General features: G+C 40.6%; 15 protein-coding genes. 3 read left to right on the top strand and 12 right to left on the bottom strand.

All coding sequences use genetic code 11. The features are described 5' to 3' along the window. Positions 1 to 3: 3 nt before the first annotated feature. From AC1DUW_RS12770 to AC1DUW_RS12760, 3 genes are all read right to left on the bottom strand, one after another. Positions 4 to 1,410, bottom strand: coding sequence for a DRTGG domain-containing protein (locus AC1DUW_RS12770; RefSeq protein WP_477642682.1), 1,407 nt, complete (start codon positions 1,408 to 1,410; stop codon positions 4 to 6). A gap of 123 nt (positions 1,411 to 1,533) precedes the next feature. Continuing rightward, positions 1,534 to 1,710, bottom strand: coding sequence for a hypothetical protein (locus AC1DUW_RS12765; RefSeq protein WP_477642681.1), 177 nt, complete (start codon positions 1,708 to 1,710; stop codon positions 1,534 to 1,536). A gap of 285 nt (positions 1,711 to 1,995) precedes the next feature. Continuing rightward, positions 1,996 to 2,676: a metal-dependent hydrolase gene (locus AC1DUW_RS12760; RefSeq protein ID WP_053347285.1), complete on the bottom strand. Its 681-nt coding sequence runs from the start codon at positions 2,674 to 2,676 to the stop codon at positions 1,996 to 1,998. A gap of 120 nt (positions 2,677 to 2,796) precedes the next feature. Between AC1DUW_RS12760 and AC1DUW_RS12755 the strand changes: the two genes are divergently transcribed. After that, on the top strand, positions 2,797 to 3,894 hold the full coding sequence (locus tag AC1DUW_RS12755) for a M24 family metallopeptidase (RefSeq protein WP_477642680.1): 1,098 nt from the start codon (positions 2,797 to 2,799) through the stop codon (positions 3,892 to 3,894). A 96-nt stretch (positions 3,895 to 3,990) separates the two neighbouring features. Continuing rightward, positions 3,991 to 4,446 (top strand): universal stress protein, encoded by a 456-nt coding sequence (locus AC1DUW_RS12750; protein WP_053347287.1) that lies wholly within the window; start codon positions 3,991 to 3,993, stop codon positions 4,444 to 4,446. 50 nt (positions 4,447 to 4,496) lie between these two features. Here AC1DUW_RS12750 and argH read toward each other — a convergent pair whose 3' ends face one another. Next, positions 4,497 to 5,876: an argininosuccinate lyase gene (argH, locus tag AC1DUW_RS12745; protein ID WP_053347288.1), complete on the bottom strand. Its 1,380-nt coding sequence runs from the start codon at positions 5,874 to 5,876 to the stop codon at positions 4,497 to 4,499. Further along, a complete protein-coding gene (locus AC1DUW_RS12740) occupies positions 5,873 to 7,078 on the bottom strand; it encodes an argininosuccinate synthase (RefSeq protein WP_053347289.1) in 1,206 nt (401 codons plus the stop codon). Before AC1DUW_RS12740 ends, argH begins: the two co-directional genes overlap by 4 nt. A 216-nt stretch (positions 7,079 to 7,294) precedes the next feature. Between AC1DUW_RS12740 and AC1DUW_RS12735 the strand changes: the two genes are divergently transcribed. Beyond that, on the top strand, positions 7,295 to 7,609 hold the full coding sequence (locus AC1DUW_RS12735; RefSeq protein WP_053347290.1) for a hypothetical protein: 315 nt from the start codon (positions 7,295 to 7,297) through the stop codon (positions 7,607 to 7,609). A gap of 57 nt (positions 7,610 to 7,666) precedes the next feature. On the opposite strand, the gene AC1DUW_RS12730 is transcribed toward AC1DUW_RS12735, so the two are convergent. The 7 genes from AC1DUW_RS12730 to AC1DUW_RS12700 all read right to left on the bottom strand — a co-directional run. Beyond that, positions 7,667 to 8,179, bottom strand: coding sequence for a MogA/MoaB family molybdenum cofactor biosynthesis protein (locus AC1DUW_RS12730; RefSeq protein ID WP_053347291.1), 513 nt, complete (start codon positions 8,177 to 8,179; stop codon positions 7,667 to 7,669). Continuing rightward, the gene (locus AC1DUW_RS12725; protein WP_053347292.1) at positions 8,176 to 9,018 is read right to left on the bottom strand and encodes an EcsC family protein; all 843 of its coding nucleotides are present in this window, start codon (positions 9,016 to 9,018) and stop codon (positions 8,176 to 8,178) included. Before AC1DUW_RS12725 ends, AC1DUW_RS12730 begins: the two co-directional genes overlap by 4 nt. Positions 9,019 to 9,266: 248 nt before the next feature. Then, positions 9,267 to 10,481 carry an acetate kinase gene (locus tag AC1DUW_RS12720; RefSeq protein ID WP_477642679.1) on the bottom strand — a complete coding sequence of 405 codons (1,215 nt, stop codon included), beginning with the start codon at positions 10,479 to 10,481 and terminating at the stop codon, positions 9,267 to 9,269. A 180-nt stretch (positions 10,482 to 10,661) separates the two neighbouring features. After that, complete coding sequence (locus AC1DUW_RS12715) at positions 10,662 to 11,648, bottom strand: class I SAM-dependent methyltransferase (RefSeq protein ID WP_053347294.1); 987 nt, start codon at positions 11,646 to 11,648, stop codon at positions 10,662 to 10,664. 425 nt (positions 11,649 to 12,073) lie between these two features. After that, positions 12,074 to 12,574 (bottom strand): thiol peroxidase, encoded by a 501-nt coding sequence (gene tpx, locus AC1DUW_RS12710; protein WP_053347295.1) that lies wholly within the window; start codon positions 12,572 to 12,574, stop codon positions 12,074 to 12,076. Between the two features lie 183 nt (positions 12,575 to 12,757). Continuing rightward, positions 12,758 to 13,222, bottom strand: a complete 465-nt coding sequence (gene ytfJ / locus AC1DUW_RS12705; protein ID WP_053347296.1) for a GerW family sporulation protein — start codon at positions 13,220 to 13,222, stop codon at positions 12,758 to 12,760. Between the two features lie 15 nt (positions 13,223 to 13,237). Beyond that, positions 13,238 to 13,517, bottom strand: a 280-nt coding sequence (locus tag AC1DUW_RS12700; RefSeq protein ID WP_477642678.1) for a DUF2953 domain-containing protein, incomplete at its 5' end; no start/stop codon positions are given.

Below are 13,517 nucleotides of genomic sequence, written 5' to 3'. Positions count from 1 at the left end.
TGTTTACGGTGGCATTCTTTTAAGTTTCCCGCTACAATAATAAGGTACATATGTTAAATTGGGGGAATTATTAACAATGCCTATTCTTGTCACCTTGATTGTTCTTTCACTAGGAGTAAGCATCGCCTTACCGACAAGTTTGCCTTGGTTAAACACCTCGACATCTACTTTTCCGAATTTACGTCCCACATCAAGCACTCGCGGATGGATTTCAAGCGTACTGTCAATCTGGACTGGCTTGATGAAGTAAATTGTCATATTTTCAACGACTAAGTCTCCACGCTTATAGCTTCTAAGTGCCCGGTTTGCTGAATCGGTAACCAAAGTCGTGAAAACCCCGCTTGAAATGGTACCAAGATAATTGGTCATTTGCGGAGTGACGCCATAGTTATACACTTCCTCGCCCTTCCCGCGATTCGAAGTCATAACAAGCTGACTCGTAATTGTATCGTCAATCGTTTCGCCCACCTGCGGCTGCCTTTGACTCATTTGCAGTGCCTTCAATACATCCTGCCTGCTCACTATTCCCTTTAGAATATGACTGTCGTTTACGACTGGAATCAACTCGATGCCTTCCCACACCATCATATGGGCAGAAGACGCGACACTCATCTTATCGCCTACGGTCATCGGATTTTTCGTCATCACCTTTTCAATGAGCGTTAACTCTTCCTGACCCATAATATCTTTTGATGTGACCATACCTTGAACCTTCATATTCTCATCCACAACAGGGAAACGGCTGTGCCCTGATTCCTGATTAAGTTCATGCCAAGTCTGAACCCGGTCACCTACTGTTAAAAAGGTCGTTTCTTGAACAGGAGTCAAAATATCCTCTACCAACAAAATTTCCTTTTTAATCAATTGGTCATAAATCGCCCTGTTGATCATGGTTGCTACGGTAAATGTATCGTAACTCGTAGAAATGACTGGCATTTCCAATTCATCGGCTAATTTTTTAACAGGTTCTTCAGTATCGAAACCACCGGTAATCAGCACCGCGGCACCCGCTTTTAACGCGTGCTCATGGGCCTGGGTACGGTTCCCTACAATCAGCAGATTTCCTGCACCTGTATATCTCATCATGGCATCTAGCTTCATAGCCCCAATAACAAATTTATTTAATGTCTTATGAAGACCCGTTTTCCCACCTAGAACTTGTCMGTCTACAATATTAACAACCTCAGCGAACGTGAGCTTTTCAATATTTTCTTTTTTCTTTTTCTCAATACGAATCGTACCAACCCGCTCAATGGAACTTACATAGCCTTGATTCTCTGCCTCTTTAATTGCTCGATACGCCGTACCTTCACTTACATTCAATGCTTTAGCAATTTGGCGGACGGAAATCTTCTCCCCAACAGGCAGTCCATCGATATGTTTTAATATTTGTTCATGCTTTGTAGCCAAGCGCTTCACCCTTTTCACGGTATTCCTATTCTCCATTATAAGGTCAAAGAGCCTAGTTTATCAAACAACTACTAATATTGACGCAACCTTTTGTATTCCATCTTCCGTTTGACTTTGTGTTTCTTAGGAGAATATAGAATCCCCGTCAAGTTTCCGGCTACCGCCAATAACGCAAACAACAGCCAAGATCCAGCAAACAAGCTCTCCAATCCGCCGCTTTCCAGCGACAGACGTGGCACTGCATAATACAGCATCACCCCGCACAAAAGCAAACACAACAATAACCTCTGTTTCATCCAATCCCTCCTTTTTTCCATCTATTCATTTTATGCCTGCAAAAGAAAAAAAGAATCTTGACTCATATGTGAATGAACTAGATTTATTTTCTCCTTATGTTCATGACTTCTGCTCAAAATATAATATTATTATTATGAAAAATCATCCTGACCACTTCCAGTTAATTCCAGATAATTCTCTCTAGCTCCTTTTTTGATACCGATATTATCTAAACCTAATTCCTCCACCATCCATTCGGCTAATTTTCACACATATAAAAACGGGAGCCCCTTAAGGCTCCCGTTCCTCTTATAATTCGATTTCATCTCCGACTTTCATGACTAGTCCATTTTCCTCTTCAAGCAAGTCAATGAATTTGTTCGGATCCTGTTTAATGACAGGGAACGTATTGTAATGAATCGGCACTACTTGCTTGGCCTTAAGGAATTCCGCTGCAAGTGCTGCATCCTCCGGTCCCATGGTATAATTGTCGCCGATTGGCAGAAATGCCAAGTCAATTGGATGTCGTTTGCCTATCAGTTTCATGTCAGAATACACTGCTGTATCACCTGCATGATAGATTGTTTTTCCTTCTGCAGTAAGTAACACGCCGGCTGGCATCCCTAAATAGATAATTTGGCCATCTTCTGTAGTGAAACCTGTTCCATGGAACGCTGGTGTCAGCTTCACTTTTCCAAATTCAAACTCAAATGCACCACCGATGCTCATTCCGTGGGTCCGAACGCCTTGAGCTCCTAAATAGTCGGCAATTTCGGCAATGCCGATGACAAGTGCATCATGCTTCTTCGCCAATTCAACCGTGTCACCAACGTGGTCATTATGACCATGTGTTAAGATAATCACATCCGGTTTCACTTCTTCTACCTTCAAATCCGTTAATTCATTTCCTGTAATAAACGGGTCAAATAAAATTGTTTTTCCTTTCGTTTCAACTTTTACAATTGCATGACCATGAAAAGATACTTTCATTTCTGATGCTCCCTTCTGATACCCACTATTTTATTAATCAATAATTTCTTAAGGCTTTGCCATTTACTATTTTTTCATATATTGCTAAGGTAATTATATCTTATTAATGGAGGTATAGTCATGAATGAACGTTTGAATGAATTACAAAATTGGCTGCAAACCAATGAAATTGAAGCAGCCTTCCTTACATCTCCAGATAGCATCTTCTATTGCAGCGGTTTTTTAAGCAATCCGCATGAAAGACTTCTTGCACTTGCCATTTTTGGCAACGCCGAACCATTCCTGGTCTGTCCGCAAATGGAAGTTTCGGATGCTAAACAAGCTGGATGGAATGGAGACATCATTGGTTACACCGATATTGAAAATCCATGGGAAAAAGTTCAGCAAGCAGTTAGCAAACGTGGACTAACCATGAAAAAAATGGCCATTGAAAAAGAACATATGAATGTAGAACGCTATGAAAAAGTTCAGCACTACTTTGCTGCACCAAAACTCGTTTCAGCTGAAGAAAAACTTCAAAGGATGAGGATGATCAAGTCAGAAGGTGAAATGGTCAAAATCCGTGAAGCATGTCGTCTCGCTGACGTTGCAATTGAAGTGGGTGTCAATGAAATCCATGAGGGTAAAACGGAAATGGAGATTCTAGCAGCTATTGAATTCGAAATGAAAAAGGCTGGAGTGAGCCAAATGTCATTCTCTACCATGGTCCTGACAGGTAAAAATGGCGCTTCTCCTCATGGCACACCAGGCATTACGAAAGTTCAGCGTGGCGACCTTGTCCTCTTTGACTTAGGCGTCGTCTTTGAAGGATACTGCTCTGACATCACTAGAACGGTTGCTTATGGTGACATCAATGATAAACAAGCAGATATCTATGAAACGGTTAGAAAAGCTCAAGAGGCTGCGGTTACAGCCAGTAAGCCTGGTGTTTCCTGTTCGGAGATTGACTTGACAGCCAGAAATATTATCAGAAATCAAGGATACGGTGAATACTTCCCGCACCGCCTTGGTCACGGACTCGGCATCAGCATCCATGAATACCCGTCCTTAACGGAAACAAATTCACTCGAACTGCAAGCAGGAATGGTTTATACGATTGAACCAGGTATATATGTACCAAATGTTGCAGGGGTCAGGATTGAAGATGATCTGTATATCACCGATACAGGCTGTGAAGTTTTGACGAAGTATCCAAAGAGTCTGCAAATCTTAAGATAGTACGATTGAAACATTCGCTAATTTGTTACAATTGAGACAAGATGCACCTGGTAAATCATTATATAATAGGAATGAAATAGAAGGAGGAGATTCACTATGAATAGTATAGATTATAAAAATATTCTAGTAGCAGTGGACGGTTCGGAAGAAGCAGAGTGGGCCTTAAAAAAGGCAATCTATTTAGCAAAACTCAGTGACGCGACCCTTGTGCTTGCACATATCGTGGACACAAGGAATTTCCCTACTATTGAAGCTTATGATATGACTATCCGTGATCACTCTGAAACCTTTGCCAATGAATTATTGGAAAAGTATAAAACGGAAGCCATTGCATCCGGGATTGCCAACGTTAAAACTGAAGTGGCATATGGTTCTCCTAAAGTTCAAATTCCAAGAGATTTAGCGAAAAAACATACAATCGATTTGATTGTATGCGGTGCAACAGGTCTTAATGCTGTCGAACGTTTCTTGATTGGCAGTGTGTCAGAAGGCATCGTTCGCCATTCAACCTGCGATGTAATCGTCGTGCGTACGAATATTGATAAAAAATGATAGTCAAAAAAGCTCGTTCACCGAAATTGGTGAACGAGCTTTTTTTGATGTTATTTACTAACCAGTTTTTCCGCTTTTTCAATCGCCAGCTGTACTTGCGCAAAGCCTGTACCACCAGCGCTGTTACGACGTTTAACTGCTTCGTAAGGATTTAATGCATCGTAAATATCATTTTCAAACAACTCTGAAGCTTCCTTAAATTGTTCTATGCTAAGGTCTACCAAATAGCAGCCATTTTGGACACAGAATAATACAAGTTTGCCGACAACTTCATGCGCTTTACGGAAAGGCATACCCTTTGAAGCAAGGTAATCGGCCAATTCCGTTGCATTAGAGAAGTCATTTTTTGTTGCTTTTTCCATGACATCTGCTTTCACTTTCATTGTCGAAATCATACCAGCAAAAATTTTCAGTGAGCCAACAGTAGTTTTGACCGTATCAAAAACGCCTTCTTTATCTTCTTGCATATCTTTGTTATAAGCAAGCGGCAGTCCTTTTAATACTGTCAATAATCCTGTTAAATTACCATAAACCCGTCCTGTTTTACCACGGATCAATTCCGCCATATCAGGGTTTTTCTTTTGTGGCATGATACTGCTTCCCGTTGAGAACGTATCGTCTAATTCAACAAATTGGAATTCCTGGCTTGACCAAAGAATGATTTCTTCGCTGAAACGAGATAAATGCATCATCATAGTCGCACTGTTACTCATGAATTCGATGGCAAAGTCACGGTCACTCACAGCATCCAGACTGTTTTCATAGATACCATCAAAGCCCAGTAGCTCGGCACTTAGAGCTCGGTCAATAGGGAAAGTTGTCCCAGCTAGCGCCCCTGCACCTAATGGTGAAATATTTATTCTTTTGTAGCTTTCTGTAAAGCGCTGCTTATCCCGCTCAAGCATCCAAAAATAAGCCATTAAATGATGTGCAAATGAAATCGGCTGTGCCCGTTGTAAATGTGTATAACCTGGAATAAGTGTTTCCACATTTTTCTTCGCTTGTTCCAAAATCGCTTCTTGCAAGTCATTAATGAGTTCCACAATGACTTTCGTTTGGTTACGCATGTATAAATGAAGATCTGTTGCAACTTGGTCATTACGACTTCTGCCTGTATGCAGCTTTCCGCCAACTGGTCCAATTTCGTTAATAAGCATACTTTCTAGGTTAAGATGGATATCCTCCATCTCAACCTTAAAAGTTAATTCGCCCTTTTCTGCTTTTTCCTGTAAACTTTTCAGACCTGAAATAATCTGATCTGCATCTTCTTCAGGTAAAATGCTGCACTGCTTTAACATGGTTACATGAGCCAGACTGCCTTGAAGATCTTCAAGGACAAGCTCCTGGTCAAAGGAAATAGAAGCTCCAAACTCGTCTACCCATTCTTCTGCAGACTTTGTGAATCTTCCTCCCCAAAGCTTGCTGCTCACACTGTCACCTTCTTGTTATTGACCATGCTGTTCACTTTCGTTGGAAGTCCCCATAATTTAATGAATCCAACTGCTGCATCATGATCGAATTCGTCTGCTTTTGTATAGGTCGCTAATTTTTCGTCATATAGAGAGTACTCAGATTTTCTTCCTTCAACAATCGCATGGCCTTTGAAAAGTTTCACACGAACTGTACCTGTTACATTCACTTGCGTTTCTTTCAAGAATGCAGCCAATGCTTTTTGAAGTGGAGAGAACCAAAGACCTTCATAAATCAATTCAGTCATTTTCTTCTCGATTACTGGTTTGAAGTGAGCCAATTCTTTTACAAGTGTGATATCTTCAAGCTCTTTATGTGCAGCGATTAATGTCATAGCACCTGGAGCTTCGTATACTTCACGAGATTTGATTCCTACTAATCTATTTTCTACGTGATCGATACGTCCGACCCCGTGTTTACCAGCGATTTGATTCAATTCAACAATCAAGTCAGCCAATTTATAATTTTTGTCATTTAATGTAACCGGTACACCTTGTTCAAAACCAATTTCAATGATGTCAGCAGTATCTGGCGTATTTTCAAGGCTAGTTGTCAGATCATAAGCCTCTTCTGGCGGAGCTGCCCATGGGTCTTCTAGGATTCCGCATTCGTTACTTCTTCCCCAAAGGTTTTGGTCAATCGAGAATGGACTTGCCAAGCCGATTGGAACCGGAATGCCATTTTTCGCTGCATATTCAATTTCCTCTTCACGAGACCATTTCCAGTCACGAACAGGAGCAAGAACTTTTAAATCAGGGTTTAAAGCTGAGATGGATACTTCGAAACGCACTTGGTCATTTCCTTTTCCCGTACAACCGTGCGCAACTGCTACCGCATTTTCTGCTTCAGCCACTTCTACTAGTTTCTTAGCGATTAGTGGACGTGATAGAGCTGATACTAATGGATATTTTCCTTCATATAAAGTATGGGCTTGAAGAGCCGTTAATGCGAATTCATCAGCGAATTCATCTTTCGCATCAATCACATATGAACTTACCGCACCAACAGTGATTGCTTTTTCTTTAATGAAATCTAAATCTTTTCCTTCACCGACATCCAAGCAACATGCAACAACTTCGTATCCTTGATCTTGTAACCATTTAATTGCAACGGAAGTATCTAGTCCTCCGGAATATGCTAATACAACTTTTTGATTTCCCATATTTTATCGTCCCTTTCGTATGAATAAAAATTCATTCGTTGTTATTTTTATTCAATCTATGATTAGTACTTTATCATTTTTACAAACGGAATACAAGGGGTATTTTAAAGATTCTGCTAAATAATTTGTTAATATTTTAAGGCCCTACACATAATGGATGCATCCGCTAAAATATAGTAAACTAGAGGTATGAAAAATTCGAAAAGGGGGGGAAATATGAAAGAGCTATTTACGTATGATGAACGGCTTGGCATCTCCATTCCTGACCTGTCCCGGGAGTGGGATGAATATACGAAAAGCGAGCAACAGCAAATACTCGTGCAATGGGAAAATATCCGGGGCAACATCCCAGAACGCATTAAGGAACTAGAATCCTTCATTAACCGGAAACAGCTACAGCTCTCAGACGAAAGTAATTTCGTATTATCCTGCCAGCTCAATTCTGAAATTGCCGAACTTGCTTCTATCATCAATGACTTATGGCTTTGGTATCGAGCTAATCAAGGCGTGAGTGAAAAGATGCATAATTAAGGCCGATTCCATGCAAAAAGCCACAGCTTTGAGAGCTGAGGCTTTTTTACATTTTTCTTATATATCCTTCCGAAGTTCACCAACGACATGTCCCAATTCCGGTAGAATCAATTTATTCATCGCCAGCCGAACCGCACCCGAAGATCCAGGGGTGGAAAAAACTGCCTTGTTGTTCACTACTCCGGCAATGGCCCTCGATAAAATGGCCGCCGAACCAATGTCCTCTTGATAACTAAGCATCCGGAACAATTCACCAAAACCAGGGATTTCTTTTGTCATCAATTCTTTAACTGCCTCGATTGTTACATCTCTTTTGGCAATGCCAGTGCCTCCATTAGTTAGGATGACATCTACCTGGCTGTTTTCGCAGCCAGCAGTAACCGCCCCTTGAATCGCTCCACGTTCATCTTTGACAATTTCATATTCCGTCACTTCATGCCCTTTTAATTTCAATAATTCAATCATTAGAGCGCCGCTTTTATCAGTCTCTTTATTACGTGTATCACTAATGGTTATCACCTTACAGCGAATTGCCTCCGTGATGGCTTTTTTGTGTTCCTTGACACTCATTCTTCATCAGCCTTCTTTTCCTGTAAATACCGATACTGATAGAACTTTTGGGCAAATTCACTTACATTGCGGGTCATTTGATAATTGGACCCAGCTCCGATGGCCATGCTGATAAATGGGATGCCCCGAACTAGTTTTTTTCGAAAAATAGTAATGGATACGGCCTTCAGCAACTGCTTAAGTGGCTGTTCCATCCAGGTCGGATTTGTAAGTTCTTCAATTCCCAAATAAAAATAGTCATCTTCTGCAGTCTGAACTTCCCGAATCAATTCTTCCCAAGCTGTTCCTCGAAGCCTCTTCGGCATTGCTCCTGCATTAAATACCTTTAAAGCCAGCATCATTTCAAAGGGCGTATTTACTTCAAAACCATAGGACATCGCAATCAACTGTACGGTCCTAACATTGATGACTGTCATGGCCGGGATATCACTTCCAAGTAAAAGTAGCCCGCCGGACCCGCTTATTCCGCCTTGTGCAAAAGAATATAAGCGGTGCTTAGCAATATGCTGATTCGCTATGTAATTCAACTGATCGATCGTCAAGAGATTTAGGTCACTAAGTGTCTCTATATCTTCATTAAACATCCGTGCTGATGCTAAAATCTGCTCTCTTGCATCTATTTGAACTTGTGAGCTCTGAACCATGGCATGCAAATGAAAAAGCCAGGTATCAAGCTTTTCAAAAAACTGCTGTTGGACGTTTTCTGGGAGCAGTGAAAAACCCTGCTCTAGCCATTTATCATACAAGGCTGCCAGGTCTGTTGGCTCATATTGATAAAGGTTTTCCTGCCATTCACTAATTTCATTCCAAATTGTTATTTCCCGATTCGTGAATTCCATGCATCAAGCCTCCTATGTACAGAATTGGTGGATTCTCCCTTAATTATACCATAGGTAGACTTTTCAAGAACCTTTAGATGATTGGTATGAGGATTYAGTACTCGCGGATATGTTAAATCAAAAAGATATTACGAAGGTCCATGTGAGGATTCAAATCTATTGAATAACCTTTTAACAAATAAGTTGATTGCAATCATAGAAAAATCTCCTTACCCGAAAAATTAATAGGTAAGGAGATTTTCTATGATTCAAGAAGTCACGTTTTCAATGCTTTCACTCAAAGCTATTTTTACAGTATCTCTAACAATCATGATTTCTTCATTGGTCGGAATGACCATCACTTTCACCGGGGAATACGGTGCGTTAATAAACGCTTCCACACCCAAGGTACGATTCAGATCCTCATCCCAGTATACGCCCATAAATTCGAGGCCATCCAAGATTCTTCCCCGAATGGTTTGACTGTTTTCACCGATACCCGCTGTAAAAATGATGCCGTCCACACCTCCCATTTTCGCTGTATAGGAACCTATGTACTTGTGGATCCGATCAGCAAACACTTCAAGTGCGAGTTCCGCACGCTCATTGCCTTTATCTGCTTCCACTTGGATGTCGCGCAGATCGCTGGAAAAGCCAGAAAGAGCTAGAATGCCGCTTTTCTTATTCAAGACATCCAGCACTTCATCAGCTGTTTTCCCTGTTTTTTCCATGATATAAGGAATCAATGCARGGTCAATGTTGCCTGAACGCGTTCCCATTGTAACTCCGGCCAATGGAGTAAACCCCATCGATGTATCAATCGACTTTCCGCCCTTAATAGCCGTAATGCTTGCACCATTTCCTAAATGGCAGGATATTAAGCGGAGCTGTTCAATCGGCCGACCAATCATTTCTGCGGCACGCTGGGACACATATTTATGTGAAGTACCATGGAATCCATACTTCCTGATTCCATATTTTTCATAATATTCAAACGGTAAGCTATACATATATGAACCTGCTGACATGGTTTGATGAAAAGCAGTGTCGAATACAGCTACTGCTGGAACTTCGCTTAGTATTTGCCGGAATGCCTTAATTCCAGTGCTATTAGCAGGATTATGAAGGGGAGCTAAATCTGAAAGCTTCTCAATTTCCTCTATTACATCCTCTGTAATCAAGACTGAGTCACTAAACACCTCACCACCATGCACAACACGATGCCCGACACCATCTATCTCTTCAAATGAGCCTATGATGCGATGGTGAATCAATTTTTCTAATAAAAGCCCGACAGCTAMTTCATGATTGGGTATGTGAAGCGTTTCAGAAACCTTTTTGCCTTCAACGCTTAAAGTAAACGTGGAATTTTTCAAGCCGATCCTTTCTACAAGACCTTTTGTAATTACTTGTTCACTCGGCATCTCAAAAAGCTGAAACTTCAAAGAAGAGCTGCCTGCATTAATAGCCATAATTTTAGACATCCATCCTGCTCCTTTACTCTAAGCTAGTCTACAATTCCTATGATCATCACTTCGAAACGTGCAGTATATTGTATAATCTTATCATGGTAAGCGGATACAACCAATAAAAATTTAAAAATTTAAAATAATCACTTTTCCCTAAAAATAAAAGCCAATGCCTATGGCACCAGCTTTTATTATCTATTTTTCCTCTTTAAACCAATCATCCATCTGTTGCATAACAGACCTTGTCGCTTCGAAATCCGATAACTTCGGAAGTTGTACGAGAAGGGCCTTCTTCGGTGCTTCTATATCCTCTTTTTTCTTTTGAAGAATAAGAATGCTTTTCGCAGCCTCTTCATTTTTAAACATGGAAAGCGGTAGCTGAACCATCCCTTGGATATGTGTATGTTTTTTCAAGAAATCATTCAGCTTAGGGGCTTCTTCCGAGACAAATAAGTTATTCGGAACAATGAAGAATAAATATCCGCCATCCTTCACATGCTTAACACTTTGCTCGATAAATAAATGATGCGCATAAGAATGTCCGTTTTCAGCCTTCAACTCATATTCAGTTGCACGAACATCATTCGGATAATAACCAATCGGCAAGTCACTGACCACTACATCTGAAGGATCAATGAAGAGCGGCTCTAAGCTGTCCTGATTGAAAAATTGCAGCGGGTGTTCTTGTAGATTGGCACCTGCATAAGCAAGCCTAATCAAGGTTTCATCAATCTCAACACCATATGACGCGATGGCTTTGTCCGTTAGTTGGTTCAAAATCGCAAATAGTAAGTTACCCGTTCCGACGGCAGGATCGAGCATGACTAACTCTTTTTGATTCTTCGTAAATTTACCAACTAAATAGCTGACAAACATACCTACTGCATCCGGCGTCATATGGTGATTCGGCTGTACACTCTGCTGCATACCTTTTAATATAGCTAGCTGGTACGCTTTACGAATGGCTTCCTTTTCATATTTCTCCGGTGAAAAATCCGCATATTGCTTTGCTAACCTTTTCTTCGATACTTCACTAATTTCCTCTTGTAGTACTTTCCCTTGGAAGAAATTCTCTCCGGTTTCTCCTAAGGCATCCAGATACGTACATGATAGTTCACTTTGCAATATTTGGGCTGTTTCATCAAATTCATAAAATAATTGTTCAACTGGGGTAGACTTCACTTATTTATTCCTCCTGTTTGCTTCTGTCCCTATTTTATAGGTAAGAAGAAAGAGATACAAGTCGTACGTCCTGCTTATCATTCTTCSCTTGTTTAACGTACTGTTTTCCTATTTGAAAGTCCGCATATAAGGAATCTCGCGCGAGCCATCCTTTTTTTCACCATGAGTAAATATAAGGTAAATATGTTAATTTAATAGTGTTGATGACTGGGGGGGTTGTATTTTTTTGATGATTCTAAAAAAGATTCTAAAGTGGGGATTTTATGTTTTTGTTTGTCTATACGGAATACTTCCTGTTCTATGGATTATCTTTGTGATTTCACTCTCGGATGGTTAGAATTTAAAAACCTATGAACAATTTCCTCCTTTTAAACTTTAAAACAAAAAACCGGGCACAATGAGCCCGGTTTCTAAGAAATCGTATCTTATTTTGCTGCTTTAGCTGCTTCGATTGCACCTTCGTAATTTGGATGAGTTGTACCCTCACTAACATATTCAACGAATGTGATTTCATCGTTGCTGTTCACAACGAATACAGAGCGCGCCAATAGACGAAGTTCTTGCATAACGACACCGTAAGCTTCACCGAATGAAAGGTCGCGGTGATCGGAAAGTACTTGAACATTGTCCAATCCACTTGCAGCACACCAGCGCTTTTGTGCGAAAGGAAGATCATTACTGATCGTCAGTACTTTCACATTATCCAATTTTGCAGCTTCTTCATTGAATTTACGTGTTTGTGCATCACATACACCTGTATCGACAGATGGAACTACACTGATAATGCGGACAGACCCTTTAGAGTCACTTAATGTAACGGGTGATAAATCATTAGCCAATACGGTAAAATCAGGAGCTTTGTCCCCCACTTTTAGTTCTGGTCCTACTAAAGTGACCGGGTTGTTTTTAAATGTAACTGAAGCCATTAAAAATTCCTCCTTTTTCTGCTTTATGTACAAGCCTAATAATATTTGTTTTACCGGAATTTTGCAATTAATTGAATTGAGAAAAGTGAAAATCACTATGCGTTAAACTTAAACGTTCCAAGCCTTTCAATAATTTTGTAAAAATTTACGCAAAAAGAAAACTCGGCGGATGCCGAGTCGCAGCTAGAAATCTAAATTCTGTTTAGGCTCTTGATTTTTCGTTGTAGATTGCTGACTGCTGCCTTGCTTTTGATTACTGTCTTTTTTAGAAAGCATGGACTGAATCTTATCGACTACCTGTGGCGCTAAATCCATCATTTTTTCAAGAAGATGCGTCCCTTCATCCAGATGAATCATTTTCACGCCATGTGAACCGACAATCAGAAAGGCAATTGGTGTAATGGATACTCCACCACCGCTACCTCCCCCAAAAGGCTGCTTGGAAGCGCCCTGCTGGCCTTGATGGTTTTCGTCAATCACAAATTCGCTGCCACCAGCTGCAAACCCAAACCCAACTTTGGATACGGTTAATATGACACTACCATCTGGAGTTTCCACCGGATCTCCGATAATCGTATTCACATCAACCATTTCTTTCAGATTTTCCATTGCCTCTTTCATCAACCCTTGGATTGGATGATCTGACATCTAAATTCCTCCACTCTAAAACGATTGTTTGTTGGAATCACCTGACAGCTTCGCTAATTTCTTAGACTTAAACTTCACTCTTCCGCCTTTCCAGTATCGAAGCAGTTTTATTCCAGTCACCATAGCTTGCCCGATTCTAAATTGTAATATGCAGGAAATCGACGTATTAGCCTGCTTCCTCTGAAAGTCAGGTGTAATTGAATAAGAGGGCATGATTTTAAAATTTAAATAGGTCGTTAATATGCCAATGATGGAACCTTTAAGCGCCCAGCAGCCCCCTGTTAAGACCCCGGTG

Source organism: Peribacillus sp. P4_C12 (assembly GCF_056402095.1).
The sequence above is the reverse complement of the archived record's forward strand: the minus strand, read 5'-3'. Positions and strand labels throughout refer to the sequence as shown.